This window comes from Bradyrhizobium embrapense, from assembly GCF_001189235.2.
In the GTDB taxonomy this organism is placed as follows: domain Bacteria; phylum Pseudomonadota; class Alphaproteobacteria; order Rhizobiales; family Xanthobacteraceae; genus Bradyrhizobium; species Bradyrhizobium embrapense.
In genome coordinates this window covers 1,005,884-1,026,557 of sequence record NZ_LFIP02000002.1, presented here as the reverse complement: position 1 = coordinate 1,026,557, position 20,674 = coordinate 1,005,884, and the positions used below count along the sequence as shown (strand labels likewise).

The window sequence follows — 20,674 nt, the reverse complement described above, 5'->3', positions numbered from 1 at the left end:
TTTTTGCCTCGCCGCATGACGCCAAGAAATTGGCAGGACAGCCGGGAGGCAGCACGTATTGCTCACGAGCGCGGCGCGCTACTCCGGGTCAACGCAAGGCCTCCACAGATGGCCCCGAGATAACCATCGCCGGAACTGCTGGGAGCGCGAGCTTACCTCGAAGGAGCCGGTTCCGCTTTCAAGCGATTGAGCCTTCCTTCCTTGAACGCGAGGAATTGACTGACGTCGTCGGTAACGTTGCCGCTTCGGCTCGAATTGGCGTGCATCTTTGAGCTGGCTCAAGCCATTCCCGTCATATTCGCCCTCTAACGTGGAACCGATAGCGGCGTCCGAGGTCATCTTTGAATCCCGGGAGAACGACATGCAATCTGCGACCACTCCAAACGAGCCAGCGCGTGCGGACGATCTTGTGCTGCTCGACCTCTATTGGCGAGCCGCCAATTATCTCTCCGTTGGACAGATCTACCTGCTCGCGAATCCGCTTCTGAGAGAGCCGCTGAAGCCGGAGCACATCAAGCCGCGCCTGCTCGGTCATTGGGGCACCACACCGGGGCTCAACTTCATCTACGCTCACCTCAATCGCGCAATTCGCAATTCCGACCTCAACATCATCTATATCTGCGGTCCCGGACATGGCGGCCCCGGCATGGTCGCGAACACCTATCTCGAAGGCACCTACACGGAGCTCTATCCGGAGGTGACGCGCGATGCGGACGGCTTGCGCAAGCTGTTCCGTCAATTCTCCTTCCCCGGCGGCATTCCGAGCCACGCCGCACCGGAAACGCCCGGCTCGATCCACGAAGGCGGCGAACTCGGCTATGCGCTGGTTCACGCCTATGGCGCGGTGTTCGACAACCCCGATCTGATCGCTGTTTGCGTCGTCGGCGACGGCGAGGCAGAGACCGGCCCGCTGGCGGCCTCCTGGCACTCCAACAAGTTCTTGAACCCGGCGCATGATGGCGCAGTGCTGCCGATCCTGCACCTCAATGGCTACAAGATTGCCAATCCCACCGTGCTGGGACGAATGGATGACGAGGAGGTCCGCAACCTCTTCACGGGCTACGGCTACGAACCGCTGTTCGTCGAGGGCGACGATCCGCACGCCATGCATCGCCTGATGGCCGATACGCTCGACACCGCGCTCGGCAGCATCCGGTCGATCCAGCGAGCCGCGCGCCAGCAGACCGGCGGCTTTGAGCGGCCGCGATGGCCCATGATCGTGCTGCGCAGCCCGAAAGGCTGGACGGGACCGAAGGAAGTCGACGGGTTGAAGGTCGAAGGCTTCTGGCGTGCACATCAGGTGCCGATCGCCAACCCGCGCGGCAACCCCGAGCATCTGAAATTGCTCGAGCACTGGATGAGGAGCTACGAGCCCGAAAGCCTGTTCGATGCAGACGGGCGACTGGTAGCTGAATTGCAAGCCCTTGCGCCCGCTGGCGCCCGTCGGATGGGTGCCAACCCGCACGCCAATGGCGGCCTCCTGAAGCGGGAGCTGAAGCTGCCGGATTTCCGTGCCTATGCGGTCGAGGTCGCCGCTCCGGGCGACACCGTCGCCGAAGCCACGCGAGAGCTCGGCAAGTTCTTGCGCGAAGTCGTGGAGCTGAATGCGGAGGCTCGCAACTTCCGCATCATGGGTCCGGACGAAACCGCATCCAACCGGCTCGACGCGGTGTTCGAGGCCACCGACCGGGTCTGGATGGAAGGCATCGCGCCTTACGACGTCCACCTCGCCCATGACGGCCGCGTGATGGAAGTCCTGAGCGAGCATCTGTGCCAGGGTTGGCTCGAAGGCTATCTGCTCACCGGCCGCCACGGCTTCTTCTCCTGCTATGAGGCCTTCATCCACATCGTGGATTCGATGTTCAACCAGCACGCCAAATGGCTGAAGGTCTCGCGCGCGCTGCCCTGGCGGCGGCCGATCGCGTCGCTGAACTATCTCCTCACCTCGCATGTCTGGCGTCAGGATCACAACGGATTCAGTCATCAGGATCCCGGCTTCGTCGATCTCGTCACCAACAAGAAGGCCGATATCGTCCGCGTCTACTTTCCGCCCGATGCCAACACCCTGCTCTGGGTCGGCGATCACTGCCTGCGTACCTATGATCGCATCAATGTGATTGTGGCGGGCAAGCAGCCTGCTCCGCAATGGCTTTCGATGCGTGCGGCCATCACCCATTGCGAAGCGGGCATCGGGATATGGGATTGGGCCGGCACCGAGCCCTCCAACGCCGAGCCCGACGTGGTAATGGCCTGCGCCGGTGACGTTCCGACGCTGGAGACGCTCGCCGCCGTCGACCTGCTCCGCAAGGCGCTGCCGGAGTTGAAGATCCGCGTCGTCAACGTGGTCGACCTGATGACGCTGCAGCCGATGGAGCAGCATCCGCACGGCCTTTCCGACCGCGACTTCGACAGCCTGTTCACCCGCGACAAGCCCGTCGTATTCGCCTATCACGGCTATCCCTATTTGATCCATCGCCTGACCTACAGCCGCACCAATCACGACGGAATGCACGTGCGGGGCTTCGCGGAGGAAGGCACCACCACGACCCCGTTCGACATGGTGGTGTTGAACGGCCTCGACCGCTTCCACCTCGCCATCGAGGCGATCGAGCGCGTGCCGGGGCTCGACATCGCGGCAGCCCACGTCAAGCAGCAGTTCCGCGACGCGCTGACCGAGCACACCCGCTACGTGCGCGAGCATGGCGAGGACATGCCGCAGATCCGTGACTGGGTCTGGCCCTACGGCACGACCGACCACAAATCTGTTGACTGAGGCAGCGAACGCGAGAGAGACGGTCCATGTCCGACAGCGTCCTGGTGCTCAACGCCGGCTCGTCCAGCATCAAGTTCGGCCTGTTCGACATCACGCCGGCTGAGCCGAAGCTGCAATGCAGGGGCTTGCTCGATGAGCAGGAGAAGATCCCACGCGTCGTAGTGAGCGACGCCTCGGGTACGCAGCTGTTCGAGAAGCGTCGCACGAGCGGCGCGCCGGAAGACAACGACCTGCTCAACGACGTATTTGCCTGGATCGAGGACTATCTCGCCGGCGGCAGGCTCGCCGCCGTCGGCCATCGTATCGTCCATGGCGGGCGGGCGTTCTATCGGCCGGTCGTCATCACAGAGCAGATTATCGCCACGCTGGAGGCGTTGACGCCGCTCGCGCCGCTGCACCAGCCGCGCTGCCTGGCGCCGGTCCGCGCGGTGCAGGCGCTGCGGCCGGAGCTGCCCCAGATCGCCTGCTTCGATACGGCCTTCCATCACAACCTGGCACCGCCGGCCAGCCGTTTTGCCATTCCGCGGCAGTTCGAGGAGCGCGGCATCCGCCGCTACGGCTTCCACGGCCTCTCCTTCGAATATGTCGCGAGCCAGCTCGCCGCCATCGCGCCGCAATCGCGCGTCGTCGTGGCGCATCTCGGCAACGGCGCGAGCCTCTGCGCCTTGCAAAATGGCAGCAGCGTCGACACCACCATGGGATTGACCCCGCTCGACGGTCTCGTCATGGGGACGCGCTGTGGAACGATCGATCCCGGCGTGCTGCTCTATCTCATGCAGGAGGAGAAAATGTCGGTCGATGACGTACAACATTTGCTGTACGAACGCTCGGGCCTGCTCGGGGTCTCAGGGGTGTCGGCCGACATGCGTGCCCTGCTGGCGAGCCAAAAGCCCGAGGCCCGCGAAGCCGTCGATCTCTTCACATTTCGTGTCGCCGCAGAAGTCGCCGTGATGGCAAATACCCTTGCCGGCCTCGATGGCCTGGTGTTCACCGGCGGCATTGGCGAGCACGCCCCGGACATCCGGCAGCGTGTCTGCGATCGCCTCTCCTGGCTTGGCGTCGGCATCGATGCGGTCGCAAATGTACAGGGCGCACAGCGTATCGCCGCGAAGGACAGCCCGGTCGACGTCCTGGTCATTCCGACCAATGAGGAAATCAGTCTTGCGCGGCACTGCCGCAGCCTGCTGGTCCCCGGTCGCTAGCAACGATCTGGCTCAGTCGGTCGCCGCCACCCAGATCACGAGCTCGCGCGCGAGGACGCCGAAAGCCTGATCGAACGCCGCGGCCGCCGCAGACGGCGTCAGCGAGCCGATTGCTTCGGAACTCTCCATGACCCTTGCAGCCTTGACCTGACCGTTTTGATCCACGATCTTCGCGGAGAAAGAGATCGTCGCGCGCGGTTGCGTTCCTTGCACGATTTCGAACCGGCGCAGGTCGATCAGAAGGCGAGGCGCGCCTTCTGCGCCGCTGTCGGCGCGCAGTGGCGCATGCGCGACGTCGTAATTCTCGAAGGTCTGCAGCAACCGCGCCTGCAGCAGCACCGGCAGACTGTCGCTCCACTGCGCAGCTTCGAAACCCTGGGTTTCCTCATCCGGAGTAAACAGGAAGCGCTGGGTCTGCAAGCGTGCGATCGCGGTCGGCTCCGCCATGATCAGTCGCTCGGGCAGATTCGGATGCCGTTGCGCGCCGAAACTGTCCACCGCGTGAAGGTCGTATGCCACCTTGCGCGGCGCGGGCGCACCGCCGCCGGTCATGCGCTCAAGTCCGGCCACGATTCCATCGAGCTTCGGCGTGTTGCGCGCGAGCCCTTCGGCGAACGTGCTGAGATTGTCGATCGTACTGTGCAGCGGCGCAGCGTTGTCGGACAGGACGGCGTCGACCCGGCGCAGCGCATCGCGCGCGGCCTGCGTCATGCTCCGTCCCGCCCCCTTTTCGGCCACCAGCGGTTCGCGCGGGGGCGGCGCCTGGGGATCATCGCCGCCTTCCAGCGCGATCACCGGCACCCCAGTCAGCCCCTGGAAATCGAGGCCGACGCGCGTGTCGGTATGCACCGGCGTGCGTTCGGCGACCGCGATCGTGGCGTGAACCTCGCGTGGACGGTCCGGAACAAGTTCAAGCGCGGTCACTTCGCCAACGCGGATGCCGTTGAAGAGAACGCCCGCCCCGACCAGCAGCCCGGGCACCGGATCGGCGAAAACGAGCTGATATGTCTGCCGTTTTCCGATGCCCCCGACATTGTTCAGCCAGTAGACGAAGCCGAACACGGCGACGATCGCCGATAACACGAATGCACCAACGATGATGTAGGGTGCGCGGATTTCCATATGCGTCTCTCTCTGCCTAGTTGCCGAGGCCCAGCTTCTGTGCCCGGGCGCCATGAAAGTAGGCCTGAACCCAGGGGTGATCGGATTTGAGAACTGATGACAGCCGGCCGATTGCGGCGATCCGTCCATCGGCGAGCGCGGCGACGCGATCGCAGATGGCTTGCAGGCTGTTCAGGTCGTGCGTCACCATGAACACGGTGAAGCGCAACGTCCGATGCAGCGTCCGGATCAGGGCGTCGAATTCTCCCGCAGCGATGGGATCGAGGCCAGAGGTCGGTTCATCGAGAAACAGGAGCGAGGGGTCGAGCGCCAGTGCCCGCGCCAGCGCGACCCGCTTGGTCATGCCGCCCGAGAGCTCGGAGGGATACTTGTCCCCGTCTTCGTGCGTCAGGCCGACCATCTCGAGCTTCGCGTCCGCAATTTCGTCAAGCAACGCTGGCGACAGCCGCGCGCACTCGCGCAGCGGAAACTGGATATTCTGGCGAGCCGTCAAGGCCGAGAACAGCGCTCCCTGCTGGAACAGCACGCCCCAGCGGCGCTCGTCATCGCTGTCGTCCGCGAAATTGATCTGCCCGCTCCGCTTCGGCAGCAGGCCGACCAGTGTCCGCATCAGCACCGATTTTCCGCCGCCGGACGCGCCGACAAGGCCAAGAATTTCGCCGTCGTTCACGTCGAGATCGAGATGATCGAGGATGATCTTCTCGCCGAAACCGACCACGAGGTTGCGGATATGGATCGCGGGCGTGTCGGCCATGGTCACATCCCGATCGAGGCGAAGAAGACCGCGAACAACCCGTCGAGCACGATCACCAGGAAGATCGACTTCACGACCGATGCCGTCGTTTGCTGTCCGAGCGACTCCGCGCTGCCCTTGACGCTCAATCCCTCCACGGCCGCGACCAGCCCGATCACGAGCGCCATGAATGGCGCCTTGATGATGCCGACCTCAAAATGAGTGACCGAAACCGCGTCGTGGAGGCGTGCGATGAAGATTGCCGGGCTCATCCCGCCATAGAGCCACGCGACGAGGCCACCGCCATAGAGCGCCGCGAGCGAGCCGAGAAAGGCGAGGATCGGCAGCGCCACCACCAGCGCCAGGATTCGCGGCAGGATCAGGACTGCGACAGGATCGAGCCCCATGGTGCTGAGCGCATCGATCTCCTCCCGCATCTTCATCGCGCCGATCTCGGCCGTATAGGCGCTGCCCGATCGTCCGGCCACCATGATGGCCACGATCAGCACGCCGATCTCGCGCAGCACGAGAATGCCAACCATGTCGACGACATAGGATTCCGCGCCGAAGCGGCGGAAATGGAAGATGCCTTGCTGAGCAATGATGGCGCCGATCAGGAACGTGATCAGCACCATGATCGGCACCGCCTGCCAGCCCACCCGACCGAGCTGATAGACGGTCGACGTCAATCGGAACGATCGCGGATGCCTGAAAATGCCAAGCAGCGCTGCGCTGAAGGCGCCAAGCATATGCAGGAATGCCGCCGAATCCGACGCCAGCCGCCTGCTGCCGCGGCCAAGCTGATCAAGCCTCTGCAGCACGGGGTTGACCGATCTGCGTTCGGCGGGGCCGGAACGGTTCAGCCCCCGCACCTCTTCCAGCAAGTCGCCATATGGACCATCGGCGCCGGTGAGGACTGCTCTGGTCGCGCCACCACGGGCCAGCCTTTCAAGCAACCAGGCCCCGACGGTGTCGAGCGCGGTGACACGCCGCACATCGATCGAGCCGATATCCGCACGTGCGGCGTGCGCACACAGTCGCTCCAATGCCTCGACATTGGCAACGTTCCAGGCCCCACATGCGGTGAGCACACGCGGATCGTTCGGATTCGCTATCAGGGCCGGGGCATTGAGCAAAATTCTGACTCCAGTTTGCAACTCACCCTAAGGTGCTGGAGCCGGCTGTGTTTGACCCAGCGCAATCGACTTCGCAGCGGCCACCGCAATGGTGTTTGACCGAGATCAACGGTTTGGCAACCCGTGGTCTTATGATTTCAGAGATTGCCCGGCAGCCTCGGGCGTGCTCAGGAGATTTCAGATGAATCGCGCCGCCTTCAAGCCATTGCAAAACACTGCGTTGCCTCACTCGTTCAGGCAGGTCCGGCTCGAGCGCGCCCGCGAGCACGATCATCCCGAGGGCGCGTCCGCGATCGGATATATCATCATTGCCCCGCTCGATACGGCATCGCGGATCGATATCGAGACTTGGAACGACCATCGCGACGCCTGCCGCGTCGTACGCCAACGGCCGGACGAGGATGATCAACTCGGCCATCTCGTGCATGGTCCGGCCAACCGTTGGCGCTTCCATTATGATGTGGCCGGCGCGACCGCCGATGAAGCCGGGTTTCATTTCGGCAGCGAGCGCTTTCAGGTGGGCGAATATGTCTCCGTCCATGAGGCGGATGGCATGCATCCCTATCGTGTCGTCGCCGTCACGCCGCTCTGATCGCGTTGGGCCGGATCAGGATGTCGATACCCAGGGCATCCGCCACCGGAAGGGAGAGGTCGAGAACGACGTTGACAATCCTGTGGTCGGTAGGTTCAGTGGCGGCAGTAAACCCGAGTTCATGGCACATGCTCAGCATGGTGGTGTTCTCGGCCAGCACTTCGCCGGACAGGCGCTTCAGCCCTTCGGACTTGGCATAATTGATCAGGAGCTGCATCAGCGCCCATCCAAGCCCTTTGCCCTTGAGATCAGACTGCAACAGGATGGCATACTCGGCATTCTCATAGAGCGAGTCCGAATGAAGCTGGACCGCTCCAACCATGGCACCCGTGTTTGGATCCAGCGCCGCAAAGGCCATCGCGCGCGCGTAGTCGAGTTGGGTCAGCCGCGCAATGAAGGCGTGCGAAAAATTCTTCATCGCCTGAAAGAAGCGAAGCCTGAGATCCTCGGCGGTCACTCGCTTGAAGAAGCTCTCGACCATGGGTTCATCTTCCGGCCGCAACGGCCGTACCACGACGCGCGAGCCATCCCGCAAGGCAAGCTCGCCCTCCCACTGCGACGGATAAGGCCGCACTGCGAGACGAGTCTGGCCGGCAAACAACCGCGCCGGCTTGCGGATTGCCACCCGCGCGTCAAGCGCCAACAGCCCGGTTTCGTCCGCGAGCATCGGATTGATGTCGAGCTCTGCGACTTCCGGAATATCGGCCGCCATCTGCGCCAGCTTGACGAGGGTGAGCGGGACGACATCTTCCGGAACGGCGGGTACGTCGCGGTAGGCGGCAAGCAGTCGCGAGACCCGCGTGCGCCCCACGAGGTCGCGCGCCAGGTTCATATCGAGGGGCGGCAGCGCCAACGCCTTGTCGTCAATCACCTCGACCGCGGTCCCGCCTCGGCCAAACACGATCACCGGGCCGAAAGTCGGATCGTCGGCAATGCCGAGGATCAGCTCGCGTGCCGCCCGCCGCTCGATCATCGGCTGGATCGTCACACCTTGCAGGGCGGCATCCGGACGCGCGGCACGGGCGCGCGCCAGCACCGTCCTGGCCGCCTGTACGACGCTTTCGCGCGTCCGCAGGCCGAGAATGACACCGCCGATGTCCGACTTGTGCCTGATGTCGCGCGAGAGCAGCTTCACCGCCACGGCGAGCCCTTGCGCCAGGAAGGGCGCTGCCTTGTCCGCGGCATCGTCGGCATCACGGGCCACGACGGTCGGGACGATTGGAATATCGTAAGCCTCAAACAACGCGACGATCTCGACCGGGTCGAGCCATTCCCGCCCATCGGACAGCGCTTTCGCGATCACGTGCCGCGCCGCCGCCGTCCGCGGCGCAAACGTCGAGGCGCTGCTGGGCGGTGTCGCGGCCAGCGCGATGGAAGCATCGCGGTATCTCACCAGATGCATGAAGGCGCGTACGGCATCATCCTCGGTCGGGAAATGCGGGACTCGCGCTCGTTCGAAGGCCGCCGCGGTGCGAGCGTCGGCACCATCCCACGACGCAAGTACCAGTGCGGCTACCTCGCTCTTCCTGGCTCGGCGGTCGGCGACACATCGCGCCACCGCTTCGGCAATTCCTTCGGTCGGCGCAACGGCCGTTTCCACGTTCATGACCAGCACGGCGTCGCTGTTGGCGTCCTCGAGCAGCGCGCCGAGCGCGGCCACGTAGCGGGCAGCGTCGGCATCGCCGGAGATATCGACGGGGTTGGCGCGAGACCAGCCTTGCGGCAGCACCCGATCAAGTGCCGCAATCGTCTCCGTCGTCAGGCTTGCTGGAACGCCGCCGAGCTCGACGAGCCGGTCGATCGCGAGGATGCCGAGCCCGCCGCCATTGGTCAGGATCGACAGGCGGTTGCCGCGCGGAACGAAGCCGCGGCCAAGCAACTCGGCGCAGTCGAACAATTCGCGAAGGTCGTACACGCGCAGCATGCCGGCCCGGCGGAACGCCGCGTCATAGACGGCATCCGAACCTGCCAGCGCTCCGGTATGGGTGGCTGCGGCCCTGGCGCCCTGCGCCACCCGACCGGCCTTCACGACAATCAGGGGCTTGAGCCGCGCCGCGGCGCGCGCGGCCGACATGAACTTGCGCGCATCCCTGACGGCCTCGACGTAGAGCAGGATCGCGTTGGTGTGATCGTCCTGCGCGAAATAGTCGAGCAGATCGGCGACATCGACGTCGAGCTGGTCTCCGATCGACACGATGCCGGAGAAGCCGAGGCGCCGCTCTGCCGCCCATTCGATCATCGCGGCAGCGACGGCTCCGGACTGCGAGATCAGGGCAAGACGCCCCTCGGCGGGCTGATGCGCGGCAAAGCTCGCATTGAGCTTCGCGCGCGGCACCATGACGCCGAGACAGTTAGGTCCGATCAGACGTATGCCGTGCCGGCGCGCCGTCTGCGCAACCGTCTCGGCTAGCGAGCCGGCGCCATGCCCGAGGCCGGCGGACAGGATCACCGCGCCGGCGACACCGACTGCGGCAGCGTCCGAGATGATTCCGGGAATCGCGGCCGCAGGCGCCGTGATCGCAACGAGATCCGGAACGAATGGAAGTGACCTGAGATCCGGGGAGGCAATCTCGCCATCGATCGCAGTGTATTTCGGATTGACCACGGCAATGCGGCCGGCAAAACCGCATGCCTTGAGGTTCATGAGCACCGCCAAGCCGAGCGAAGACGGACGCGAACTGCCACCGACAAGCGCGACCGATCGGGGCGAAAGAACCCGATCTAAGCCAAACGTAGACATCGGACAGTCTCGCAGGGAACGAGCGGAGGCGCCTGCCGCTTCGTGCAGCGCGCCAGAGCCCGCATGACGTCCTCGCGAGCAATAATACCGACCAGGTGGTGATACTTGTCGATCACCGGCAGGCTCTTGAGCCGATGCGCGACCATCAGCTGCAAGACGCGCTGCAGATTTGTATCCGGCTCGACCGCGATCACATCGGATGACATGATCTCATCGACCGTCGTTCCCATACGATCGTCGTAACGTGGCAGCATGTGATCTACCGGACAGGCGAACACCTTCAGGGCGTCCAGCTTCGTGACGAAACCGACTACGACATCGTCGCGGAGCACGGGATAGGCGTCATAGTCGTCTTTTTCGAACAACCGGTACAAGTCGCCGACGGTCATTTCGGGAGCGACGCTTCGTACCGATCTCGTCATGTTGCTCGCAACGGTTTCCTGAAGAAACTCGTACATGGCTGATCCCCTTTGGATGGATAGTTATTTCGGGGACGCGTCGCTGCCTGACGGGCGACGCGCCCCGCAAGGCGGCTACGCCGCCGTCTTGATGTCGATCTGCCTGCTCTGCTTGGGAGCCGGCTTCTTGACCGTGACCTTGAGCACACCCTTGGCGATCTCGGCGCTGACGTCTTCCGCCTTGACTCCTTCGGGCAACGCAACGGACCGCGAGAACGCGCCGAAGCTGCGCTCGACCAGGTGATAGTCCTTGTCCTTCTCCTCGCGCTCGCTCTTCTTCTCGCCGCGGATCGTCAGCGTGTTGTCGGCGAGATTGAGCTGAATGTCCTTAGCCTCGAGGCCGGGCAGTTCGGCTGAGATCTCGACGGTCTTGTCGGTTTCGCTGACGTCCATGCGCGGCATCATCGCCTGCGACGCGGTGAACGCCGGAAAATTGCGGCCGAAGCCGTCGAACAGCCGGTCGATCTCCTGCTGCAGAAACGTGAATGGATTGGTTTCCCGCCGCGCCAAGGCGCGCTCGGTTCCAACAGGGATCACGTTATTAGCCATCAATACCTCCTGCTTACGTGTTGCTTGCAAGTCGAAGCTAGTCAGGAACGGCCTCCGAGCCGTTGACCAGGATCAAAACCCAACCAATGTCATGTGATCAAAGGAGTGGCACAGACCGAAGCGAGTTCCGCCATGCACGCCATGATCCTGCCCGCGCGCGACGCGCGGCTGCAATATACCAAGCGGCCCGACCCACATCCGGGACCAGGCGAGGTCCGCGTCAAGGTCGGCGCCTGTGGCGTTTGCCGCACCGACCTGCATGTCGTCGATGGAGAACTGCCAGACATCGCCTATCCGATCGTTCCCGGCCATGAGGTGGTTGGTCGTATCGAGGCGATCGGTGAAGGCGTGGACGGCCTGCATCTCGGTGCACGCGTCGGCGTTCCCTGGCTCGGATCGACCTGCGGGCATTGCCCCTACTGCCGGGAGGGCAAGGAAAACCTCTGCGACGCCCCCCTGTTCACCGGCTACACGCGGGACGGCGGCTTTGCCACGCACCTGGTGGCAGACGCGCGTTACTGCTTTCCGCTCGGCGAAGACGGCGAGGATGCGGAGCTGGCACCCCTGCTGTGCGCCGGCTTGATCGGCTGGCGTTCCCTGGTGATGGCCGGCGACGGCCGCAAGCTCGGCATCTACGGCTTTGGCGCGGCGGGACATATCGTCGCGCAGGTGGCACGCTGGCAAGGCCGCGATGTGTACGCTTTCACCCGTGCCGGCGACGCCGAGGCCCAGCGCTTGGCATTATCGCTCGGCGCATGCTGGGCGGGTGCTTCGGAAGATCGGCCGCCGGCCGAGCTCGATGCCGCGATCATCTATGCCCCAACCGGGCCCCTCGTCCCGCTTGCACTGCGCACGCTGCGCAAAGGCGGACGCGTGGTGTGTGCCGGCATTCACATGTCGGATATCCCGAGCTTTCCCTACGACATCCTTTGGGGTGAACGGCAGATCGTCTCCGTTGCCAATCTGACGCGACAAGATGGCGTCGACTTCCTCAAGACAGCGGCAAGGGCCGGAATCCGGACGCACGTCACCGTCTTTCCCCTGGACCAGGCGAATGAAGCACTTGCGCGCTTGCGAGACGGCAAGCTCGTCGGCGCAGCCGTCTTGAAGCCATGATGACGCCGGCATCATCACCCGAGGCTGTCACGGGCGAGACCGGCCAGGCTGCCGTATTGTCCTTCCTGGCCAGATCCGGCCAGCCGAACGCGCCAGTAAAGCGGATCGATACCCATTGTTCGATCGTCTTTCTCGGACCTTCACGCGTCCTGAAGGTCAAGCGAGCGGTCAAGCTGCCCTATCTCGACTTCTCGACATTGGAGAAGCGGCGGCGCGCCTGCGTGGATGAGATTGCGGTCAACAAGCGCCACGCCCCCTCCATCTATCGCGGCGTGGTTCCGATCACGCGCGGGCGTGACGGTCTTGCGATCGGGGGAACCGGACCGGTCGCCGAATGGGCCGTCGAAATGACTCGCTTCGACGAAAACGAGACGCTCGATCATCTCGCCGAGCGGGATGCAATCCGGCCGGAGCTGGGCGAAAGACTGGCCGCCATCCTGCTCGAATCCCATCGAGAAGCGATTGGGAGCGATGGATCGCACTGGCTCAAGTCACTCCCCGTCATCATCGATCGCAACACCGAGCGGTTTCGGAACGAGTCAGCTCTTTCCTGCGGGAAGATCGATGAATTGCACGAGTTAAGCCATCGATCGCTTGCTCGGAATCTTGAGCTGCTGCGCCGCCGCGCGGTTGCTGGACAAGTCCGGCATTGTCACGGCGATGCACATCTCGGCAACATCGTCCTGCTCGACGGCGAGCCCGTTCTGTTCGATGCGATCGAGTTCGACCCCGATATCGCGACAACCGACGTCCTCTATGACCTCGCATTTCCACTGATGGACCTGCTGTACTTCAGACGGGAGACCGCGGCCAACAGGCTGTTCAATAGCTACATGCAAAGCGCCTGGGACACGCAATCGAGGGCGTTGTGTTTGCTGCCACTGTTCCTGTCGATACGCGCAGCGATCCGCGCCAATGTGCTCTTCACCAGGGCACGGCAACATCAGCTCGATCAAGCGATCGCCGCCCAAGCGAGGCACTATTTCCAGCTTGCACGCCGGCTGATTGAACCGGCGCCGCCCCGCCTCCTTGCAGTTGGCGGGAAGTCTGGTACCGGCAAGAGCGTGCTGGCGCGCGACATGGCGCATCTGATCGCGCCGCCCCCGGGCGCCCTGGTCCTGCGATCGGATGTCATTCGCAAGCAGCTCTTTCACGTCGCCGAGCACGCCACGTTACCGCCGGAGACCTACACTCCCGAATCATCAGACCGCGTCTACCAGGCCATGCTCGATCGTGCCGCGCATACATTAGGCCAGGGAGTTTCGGTAATACTCGATGCAGCCTTCCTGAAACCGGGGGAACGTGATGCCGCGAAAGCCGTTGCTCGCGACGTAAAAGTTGACTTTCGCGGCATTTTCCTGACCGCCGGACGTGGCACACGGCTGCACCGCGTGGCATCGCGCCAAGACGATGCGTCGGACGCGACGTCCGATGTCGTCCTGATCCAAGACAACATCGAAACCGGAATGATCGATTGGGATATCGTCGACGCTTCCGGTACGCCCTCCACCACGCTTGCACGCAGTACGTCCCGCCCGCCGGCGACCCCAACGGACCGGGCGAGCGGTACGTCGCCTAAGGGAAACTCCTGAATTGGTCGACGCCGTCAGGTCTGGCAACATTCCCTCATTGACAGGAGGAGTTCCATGAAACGGCGATTGACCTTCATCTTTGTCGGTAGCGCGATCCTCGCGGTCGTGCTCGCTCTATTCTGCAATTGGTACTTTCCGGATGTGGTACCGCTTGCCTCGACCGAGCCGGTCCCAACAAGCTGGCGGCTTGACGCCGCCTTTGCCGTCTCCACCGTCAGATGGACCGCGACATTTGTTGCCGCCGCATCGGCTATAGCCCTGATGTTCATGAACATCACCAGGGGTCCTACCAGGCTCGAAGGACGGTAGACCCTTCCATCCGGACGCGTCGACGACATCCGCCATCTGCTTTCCAAGGGCCGGCCTGAACAGCCGGCCCTTGGCTGGTGGATGGCCCGTGGCGATACCGTTCCGGACCGACACGATCTGCGCCGATTTGATGAAGCGGCAGACCAGTATCGGACGCCGCACGCGCCGACGTTTCAAGCCCTGCTGCATCACCGATCCGGCGCGTAAGTGAAGTGCGAGTGCAAGTATCACGGGCGGATGGCGCTGATACCAGCGCACCAGGACGGACGCCACAGTTCCAGGCCTTCGACCGAGCCCGAGCCGTCACGTTTGCCGCCACAGGCTCCAGAGGCTGCCGGCCAACAGAAGCGCGATCACGAGCAGGATCGCCACGAACATTTGCATGACGTCAAAGTTCAGAGAATCGCGTGCGACGAACAGCGCGGTGACAGATCCCGCAAGTATGAAGAAAACGCGAAGGATCAGACTCATGGCTTCCTCGCTGCAACCTGGTGCACCATTTTCACCGTAGCGGCTCGCGACGGAGAGGATTTGCGACAGATCAAGCCGGCGCGACGTCAATGCTGGAGGACATACTGCCCCGGCGCGTCCCCAAGCGGCGATCGACCCTCGGGCGCGTGAAGCACCGGCTGCGCCGGCCCCCACGGCCCGGAATGCGCCGTAAGGAAACGAACCCATTCCAGCCACCAGGATCCGTCGCGATTCACCGCCTTGCGCAGCCACTCGTCGGGCCCGACATAGGGTTGGTCCGCCGCTTTCTCCAACAATTGATAGCTGCGCCCCTCCTCCGACGGCGGAGCAACGATGCCGGCGTTGTGACCGCCGCTCGCCAGCACGAAGGCGATATCGGCATCGGCCAACAAATGAATCTTGTGAACCGACCGCCAGGGCGCGACGTGATCGCGGACAGTGCCGACCACGAACATGGGGGCGCGAAGGTCGGAAAGCGCCACCGGCTGCCCGTCCGCCAGGTAGCGGCCCTCGGCGAGGTCGTTGTTGAGAAAGAGCTTACGCAGATAGTCCGAATGCATCCGGTACGGCATGCGGGTCGCGTCCGCGTTCCATGACATCAGATCATTCGGTTCGGCTCGCTCGCCCATGAGATAGTCGCGGATCAGGCGCGACCAGATCATGTCGTTCGACCGCAGCAACTGGAACGCTCCGGCCATCTGCGCCGTCTCGAGCACGCCGCGCTGCCGCATCATATCCTCGAGGAACGCAACCTGGCTCTCATTGATGAAGAGTGTCAGCTCGCCCGCATCGGTGAAATCGACCTGGGCCGCCAGCAGTGTCACCGAGCGTAGGCAGCCGGGCCGCTCCTTCTGCAGACGAGCAGCTGCAATTGCGAGCAGCGTGCCGCCGAGGCAATAGCCCGCTGCATGGATAGCGCGTTCAGGCACGAGTTGATTGATCGCGTCGATCGCAGCGTCGACCCCAAGCTTGCGGTAGTCTTCGAAACCAAGGTCGCGATCAGCTGGCTCCGGATTTCGCCACGAGATCATGAACACGGTGAAGCCTCGCTCGACCAGGAACCGGACGAGCGAATTCCGCGGCGAGAGATCGAGGATGTAATACTTCATGATCCACGCCGGCACGATCAGCACCGGCTCCGGGCAAACGTCGGCTGTTGCAGGCGCGTACTGGATGAGCTCCATCAGCTCATTCCGGTAGACGACCTTGCCCTTGGTCACGGCGACGTCCTTGCCGACCACAAAGGGGACGGATTCGGCTGGCTTGGCGCTCAGCAGATTTCTGCAATCTTCCAGCCAGTTATGCCAGCCCGAGACGAAGTTTCCGCCACCCGACTCCATTGCCTCGCGCAGCACCTCGGGGTTACTGAACGCAAAGTTGGACGGCGCAACGACGTCGAGGCATTGCCGGACGGTGAAATCCACGACCGCTGCATTTGCTTTCGAGACACCGTGCAGGCCGCTGGTCGCCGAATGCCACCATTGCTCCGCCAGCAGGAACGCCTGCGCCATGACGTTGAAGGCCGGCAACGTCCAATCCTGGCCCGTAAACCGGTTGTCACTCGGTTGAGGCTTGACCATGAACCAGGGCTGCCACGCCGCATGGGGCGTCGATACCATGCGCGCGAAATGCGCGCCGTCAGCCAGCGCATTCAGCGCCAGTTGAAGCCGCTTGCCGGGTGAGGCCGCAAGGTGGAGTTGCCAATCGGCAAAAGCGAGCGCGAGGCCGGCTGGTGAAAGCCCCCCGGTCCATCGCGCCATCGCCGCGTGAACGAGTTGGTCAAGCAAGTCGGTACCCGCTACCGGCTTGCTCTCAGGCTGCACTAAAGTAGGCGTTCCGGCACCCGTCACATCGTCGTTGGCAGGAGACCTGGGCTGGTCGAGGACTGCCTGCACTGTCATCGCTCGTCTCCGAGGTGGAACCGCTTCCGACCCAGCGCGACGATCTCCGCGTCAGTCGGATGATCGCTCGACTCAACGTGCAAGTTGAGGTCGGGCCGCTCCGCCCTGAGATACTGCGTCAGCTCGACCTTCTCGACGCCCGGACCGATGACGAGCAGATCGCTGCAATCGCTCACGGCCTCCCCCACCCTCGCGAGGAAGGTCGCGTCGGCCAGGACGCGGCCGTCGCCGATCGTATTCGCCCTGTGATGCAGATGCTGCGACGCCAAATGCGCATGGACGGCCGTCGTGCTGATGCCAGTCAACCCAATGCCGAAAACCTTCGCAACAAGGTGATCGATCCAGACGACGGCGTGCGCATGTGATTGCAGGGCCATCTCGTTCATGATGTAACTCCGGTGCTTGCTTTCTCTGCTTCTCTCAATCGGCGCGCCAGTGCCGCAAGCAGCTCCCTGCGACTGACAATGCCGACGACGGTTCTGGCGCAGAGCACCGGAACCTGGGCGACATTGTAGACGTCCATCTGCGTGACGACGTCCTCGATCGATGCTTCGATATCGACCGTGATCGGCGAGCCGCTCATGAGCGAGCCGACCTGCAGCGTGCGCATGCGTTCGCGTTCAGGCGTGTTCTCAGCAATCCCGAGCAGAGACTCCAGCCAGTTTCCCGACGGCGGACTGATGCCCAGCTCATCGCGATGAAGGAAATCGCCCTCCGAAACCATGCCGACGAGTTCGCCGGCCTCGTCGATCACCGGCAGGCCGCGCTGATCGGTTTCAAGCAGCAGCTCGACGGCATTGAGCACTGTGGCAGTCGGCTTGATCGTCGCGAACGAGCTGCGCATCACATCGGTTGCGAGCATAGTCATCGCTCTCCTTCAGCACATGTGTTGACCGCCATTGATCGACAGCGTCGATCCGGTGATGAACCCCGCTTCGTCGGCGGCAAGAAACGCGACGGCACGGGCGATTTCCTCCGGCTGCCCCAGCCGCCCGACCGGAATCTGCGGCAGAATGGAGTTCTGCATGACGTCGGTCGGCACCGTGGCCAGCATCTCGGTGCTGATGTAACCGGGACAGACCGCATTGACCGTGATTCCGAACCGCGCGCTTTCGAGCGCGAGCGCGCGGGTGAAGCCGAGCTCGGCGGCCTTCGCCGCGGCATAGTTCGTCTGGCCGATCTGGCCCTTCTGGCCATTGATCGACGAGATGTTGATGATCCGCCCGAACTTGCGCGCCCGCATGCCCTCGATGAGTGGCCGGCACATGTTGAACAGCGAATCGAGATCGGTTCGGATCACCGCGTCCCATTGCGGCTTGGTCATTCGATGCAGCGTGGCATCGCGCACGATACCGGCGTTGTTGACCAGGATGTCGATCGGGCCCAACGCGGCTTCCACCTCGCGGACACCGGCCGCACAGGCCTGGAAGTTCGCGACATCCCACTGGAATACGGGAATTCCGGTCTGATCCTGAAACGACCGGGCGACCGCCGCATTTCCGGCATAGCAGGCCGCAACCCGGCATCCGGCAGCAGCGAGGGCACGCGATATTGCTGCGCCAATTCCCCTGCTCCCACCCGTAACCAATGCGACGCGCGCCATGCCGGCTCCTCCAGGCTGAGAGCAACATTTGCGCGAAGTACGCGCGCGACGAATTGATCTCGCTCAATCAAAATCCGCAAACGCGCATGAGACAGATCAAATCGGCCTGCCTCGTCCCGTGCTCTGATGGCGAGTGTGCTTCCACCCCTTTTGGAGAACGGTCATGTTCAAGAACATCCTGGTCCACATTCCGACGGAGCTGTCGCCGCGTCCGGCGGTCGACGGATCGGTCTCCCTCGCGCTCGCCACCGGCGCCCATCTCGACGCAATGGCGATCGGCTACGAGACTGCCAGCGTGCCGCTCGTCGTTGAAGGGAGCGTGGCGGTCGCCTCGCTGTTCGAGGTGGAACACGCACAGGCCCTCGAACGCGCCGAGGCCGCGCTACGCGTCTTCGATATCGAGGCGCGGAATGCGGGGATATCCTATGCGACCCGCGCTGTGGGCGCACTCCCCATCGATGCGCGCGAGATGATCTGCGCCAGCGCACGACTACATGACCTAACCGTGGTGGCGCAGCCGCTGGGCGAATATCACAGCTACGACAATGTGATCCCGCGGGAACTGCTGTTCCAGGCCGGTGGCCCCGTCCTGTTCATGCCCTATACGTTCCATGGCGCATTCTCGGCGAAGCGAATCGGTATCTGCTGGGACGGCAGCCGGCTCGCTGCCCGCGCCCTCCACGACGCAATGCCGCTGCTGCGCGCAGCCGACGCTCTCGCCATCATCACGATCGGCGGGGCCGATCCAATTCCCTCTGAAAGCTCCACCGACCATCTGGTGCGCTATCTTGCGAAGCAAGGGCTTCCGGCCAAGATCACGTCGTTGCCGGCGTCAAAACCGGAGGTTCAGTCGATGCTGCTGTCGATCGCGGCGGACGAGAGCCTCGACCTTCTGGTAATGGGCGGATACGGGCACTCCCGCCTGCAGGAAACTTTGCTCGGCGGCGTGACGCGCGACATGCTGCGTGCGATGACCGTCCCGGTCCTGATGTCTCACTAAGCGCGAGCCGTCTCGTGAGACATCCTGCCAGGACATTTCAGTATTATGTCGCTCGCGGCCTCGCCATCATCGGCGTGATCTGCGCCGCACTGACTCCGGCCGCAGCCGACCAGGAGCAAGGTCGTCGCCTTGCGCAGCTCTATTGCGCTCGCTGCCATTCAATCGACCGGGTAAGCCCGAGCCCGCTGAAAATAGCACCGCCGTTCCGGACATTGCACGAACGCTATCCGGTCGAGATGCTGCAGGAGGCGCTGGCGGAAGGGATTGTCACCGGCCATCCGACCATGCCGCAGTTCAGCTTCGAGCCGGACCAGGTGGGCGACTTCATGCTGTTCTTGAAATCTCTGGAGCGCAGCCAGGCAGACCGTTGAGCCAGGTCAACGTGCGGGGCGCGCGACGCTTTATGGTTCGTTTTTCAACACGGAGGTCCCAACATGCGCGCGCATCAGATCATGACCAAGCACATCATCGCCGTCAGTCCGCACACCAAGATCCTTGACGCGGCCAACATCATGCTGCGATGCCATCTCAGCGGTCTGCCGGTGATGGACGAAGACGGCACGCTCAGGGGCATGGTGTCCGAGGGAGATTTCCTGCGGCGCACCGAGATCGGCACAGGACACAAGCGATCGGCATGGCTGGAGCTGTTCACCGGCACGGGTCGTGCCGCGACCGATTTCGTGCATGAGCGCGGCCGCAAGGTCGAAGATGTCATGACAGCGAACCCAATCACTGTGGAGGAGCAGACGTCGCTCGACGAAATCGTGCATCTGATGCACAAGCATGGCGTGAAGCGGGTGCCGGTTGTGAACGGCAAGACCATGGTCGGGATCGTCACCCGGGCGGACATCCTGCAGGCCGTCGCTTCGCTGGCGCGTGAAGTTCCCGATCCGACCGCCGATGACAGCCACATCCGTGAACGGATTCTGCGCGAAATTAACGCTACCGGCTGGCGCCCCGCCGGCTTCCAGGTCTGGGTGCGCAACGGCGCCGTGCATCTGCACGGCCTGATCTTCGATGAACGAGCTCGCCAGGCCGCAATCGTGCTTGCCGAGAACACCTCGGGCGTCAAGGAAGTCCGCGACCATCTTTGCTTCGTCGATGGTTACTCGGGCTACTACGTCGAATCGCCGGAAGACATCAAGGCGGCTGGCTGATCAGATCGAGGGGTCCAACATGGCACTGAGTACACTGCTCGTCGTCACGGCCGTCTGTCTGATCTTCTCGATCTTCGCGCTCGTGCTCGCCGTGACCGATCGCAGCACGACGCGCTGGCGTCAGGAACAGGACAGGAATGGAGCCAGCACGCGCGCTGCCTATCCTGACAAGAACGGGAGCTAGCCCCGCTTCGCCCCGTACCCCCAGCGACCCGCTCGG

21 protein-coding genes are annotated in these 20,674 nt (G+C 63.4%); 10 read left to right on the top strand and 11 right to left on the bottom strand.

Annotated features, from left to right (window positions below):
• The first annotated feature begins 361 nt into the window (after positions 1 to 361).
• Together AKN83_RS12325 and AKN83_RS12320 are read left to right on the top strand one after the other, a co-directional pair.
• On the top strand, positions 362 to 2,773 hold the full coding sequence (locus tag AKN83_RS12325; RefSeq protein WP_050402638.1) for a phosphoketolase family protein: 2,412 nt from the start codon (positions 362 to 364) through the stop codon (positions 2,771 to 2,773).
• A gap of 26 nt (positions 2,774 to 2,799) precedes the next feature.
• On the top strand, positions 2,800 to 3,975 hold the full coding sequence (locus AKN83_RS12320; RefSeq protein ID WP_050402639.1) for an acetate/propionate family kinase: 1,176 nt from the start codon (positions 2,800 to 2,802) through the stop codon (positions 3,973 to 3,975).
• Positions 3,976 to 3,987: 12 nt separating this feature from the next.
• On the opposite strand, the gene AKN83_RS12315 is transcribed toward AKN83_RS12320, so the two are convergent.
• The 3 genes from AKN83_RS12315 to AKN83_RS12305 are packed head-to-tail and all read right to left on the bottom strand — an operon-like array spanning position 3,988 to position 6,966.
• Positions 3,988 to 5,097, bottom strand: coding sequence for an ABC-type transport auxiliary lipoprotein family protein (locus tag AKN83_RS12315; protein ID WP_050402640.1), 1,110 nt, complete (start codon positions 5,095 to 5,097; stop codon positions 3,988 to 3,990).
• 16 nt (positions 5,098 to 5,113) lie between these two features.
• On the bottom strand, positions 5,114 to 5,851 hold the full coding sequence (locus AKN83_RS12310; RefSeq protein ID WP_050402641.1) for an ABC transporter ATP-binding protein: 738 nt from the start codon (positions 5,849 to 5,851) through the stop codon (positions 5,114 to 5,116).
• Between the two features lie 2 nt (positions 5,852 to 5,853).
• Positions 5,854 to 6,966: an MlaE family ABC transporter permease gene (locus tag AKN83_RS12305; protein WP_050402642.1), complete on the bottom strand. Its 1,113-nt coding sequence runs from the start codon at positions 6,964 to 6,966 to the stop codon at positions 5,854 to 5,856.
• Between the two features lie 181 nt (positions 6,967 to 7,147).
• Here AKN83_RS12305 and AKN83_RS12300 point away from each other — a divergent pair, with 181 nt between their 5' ends.
• Positions 7,148 to 7,558 (top strand): hypothetical protein, encoded by a 411-nt coding sequence (locus AKN83_RS12300; protein WP_050402643.1) that lies wholly within the window; start codon positions 7,148 to 7,150, stop codon positions 7,556 to 7,558.
• Here the strand turns inward: AKN83_RS12300 and AKN83_RS12295 are convergent.
• The 3 genes from AKN83_RS12295 to AKN83_RS12285 all read right to left on the bottom strand — a co-directional run bounded on the left by AKN83_RS12295 (position 7,545) and on the right by AKN83_RS12285 (position 11,305).
• Positions 7,545 to 10,298 carry a bifunctional acetate--CoA ligase family protein/GNAT family N-acetyltransferase gene (locus AKN83_RS12295; protein ID WP_083992015.1) on the bottom strand — a complete coding sequence of 918 codons (2,754 nt, stop codon included), beginning with the start codon at positions 10,296 to 10,298 and terminating at the stop codon, positions 7,545 to 7,547. The two genes, AKN83_RS12300 and AKN83_RS12295, sit on opposite strands and share 14 nt — an antisense overlap.
• Positions 10,280 to 10,756 carry a CBS domain-containing protein gene (locus tag AKN83_RS12290; RefSeq protein WP_050402644.1) on the bottom strand — a complete coding sequence of 159 codons (477 nt, stop codon included), beginning with the start codon at positions 10,754 to 10,756 and terminating at the stop codon, positions 10,280 to 10,282. Before AKN83_RS12290 ends, AKN83_RS12295 begins: the two co-directional genes overlap by 19 nt.
• A gap of 75 nt (positions 10,757 to 10,831) precedes the next feature.
• Positions 10,832 to 11,305, bottom strand: coding sequence for an Hsp20/alpha crystallin family protein (locus AKN83_RS12285; protein WP_050402645.1), 474 nt, complete (start codon positions 11,303 to 11,305; stop codon positions 10,832 to 10,834).
• Between the two features lie 132 nt (positions 11,306 to 11,437).
• Here AKN83_RS12285 and AKN83_RS12280 point away from each other — a divergent pair, with 132 nt between their 5' ends.
• The 3 genes from AKN83_RS12280 to AKN83_RS12270 are packed head-to-tail and all read left to right on the top strand — an operon-like array spanning position 11,438 to position 14,322.
• A complete protein-coding gene (locus tag AKN83_RS12280; protein ID WP_050402646.1) occupies positions 11,438 to 12,421 on the top strand; it encodes a zinc-dependent alcohol dehydrogenase family protein in 984 nt (327 codons plus the stop codon).
• Positions 12,421 to 14,013, top strand: coding sequence for an AAA family ATPase (locus AKN83_RS12275; RefSeq protein ID WP_050402787.1), 1,593 nt, complete (start codon positions 12,421 to 12,423; stop codon positions 14,011 to 14,013). Before AKN83_RS12280 ends, AKN83_RS12275 begins: the two co-directional genes overlap by 1 nt.
• A 54-nt stretch (positions 14,014 to 14,067) precedes the next feature.
• Positions 14,068 to 14,322, top strand: coding sequence for a hypothetical protein (locus AKN83_RS12270; protein WP_050402647.1), 255 nt, complete (start codon positions 14,068 to 14,070; stop codon positions 14,320 to 14,322).
• A 303-nt stretch (positions 14,323 to 14,625) separates the two neighbouring features.
• Here the strand turns inward: AKN83_RS12270 and AKN83_RS39560 are convergent, their stop codons facing one another.
• The 5 genes from AKN83_RS39560 to phbB are packed head-to-tail and all read right to left on the bottom strand — an operon-like array spanning position 14,626 to position 18,297.
• Entirely contained in the window at positions 14,626 to 14,883 is a 258-nt protein-coding gene (locus tag AKN83_RS39560) for a hypothetical protein (protein WP_157113329.1), read from the bottom strand.
• Positions 14,880 to 16,694 (bottom strand): PHA/PHB synthase family protein, encoded by a 1,815-nt coding sequence (locus AKN83_RS12265; protein ID WP_244521965.1) that lies wholly within the window; start codon positions 16,692 to 16,694, stop codon positions 14,880 to 14,882. The genes AKN83_RS39560 and AKN83_RS12265 overlap by 4 nt, the downstream gene beginning before the upstream one ends.
• Entirely contained in the window at positions 16,691 to 17,080 is a 390-nt protein-coding gene (locus tag AKN83_RS12260) for a hypothetical protein (RefSeq protein WP_050402648.1), read from the bottom strand. The genes AKN83_RS12265 and AKN83_RS12260 overlap by 4 nt, the downstream gene beginning before the upstream one ends.
• A complete protein-coding gene (locus AKN83_RS12255) occupies positions 17,077 to 17,538 on the bottom strand; it encodes a CBS domain-containing protein (protein WP_244521964.1) in 462 nt (153 codons plus the stop codon). The genes AKN83_RS12260 and AKN83_RS12255 overlap by 4 nt, the downstream gene beginning before the upstream one ends.
• Positions 17,539 to 17,571: 33 nt before the next feature.
• Positions 17,572 to 18,297 (bottom strand): acetoacetyl-CoA reductase, encoded by a 726-nt coding sequence (gene phbB / locus AKN83_RS12250; RefSeq protein WP_050402650.1) that lies wholly within the window; start codon positions 18,295 to 18,297, stop codon positions 17,572 to 17,574.
• Positions 18,298 to 18,460: 163 nt separating this feature from the next.
• Here phbB and AKN83_RS12245 point away from each other — a divergent pair, with 163 nt between their 5' ends.
• From AKN83_RS12245 to AKN83_RS39555, 4 genes are all read left to right on the top strand, one after another.
• The gene (locus AKN83_RS12245; protein WP_050402651.1) at positions 18,461 to 19,297 is read left to right on the top strand and encodes a universal stress protein; all 837 of its coding nucleotides are present in this window, start codon (positions 18,461 to 18,463) and stop codon (positions 19,295 to 19,297) included.
• A gap of 77 nt (positions 19,298 to 19,374) precedes the next feature.
• Positions 19,375 to 19,668 (top strand): c-type cytochrome, encoded by a 294-nt coding sequence (locus AKN83_RS12240; RefSeq protein WP_430641539.1) that lies wholly within the window; start codon positions 19,375 to 19,377, stop codon positions 19,666 to 19,668.
• A 63-nt stretch (positions 19,669 to 19,731) separates the two neighbouring features.
• On the top strand, positions 19,732 to 20,454 hold the full coding sequence (locus AKN83_RS12235; RefSeq protein ID WP_050402653.1) for a CBS domain-containing protein: 723 nt from the start codon (positions 19,732 to 19,734) through the stop codon (positions 20,452 to 20,454).
• A gap of 19 nt (positions 20,455 to 20,473) precedes the next feature.
• The gene (locus AKN83_RS39555; RefSeq protein WP_157113328.1) at positions 20,474 to 20,638 is read left to right on the top strand and encodes a hypothetical protein; all 165 of its coding nucleotides are present in this window, start codon (positions 20,474 to 20,476) and stop codon (positions 20,636 to 20,638) included.
• Positions 20,639 to 20,674 lie beyond the last annotated feature (36 nt).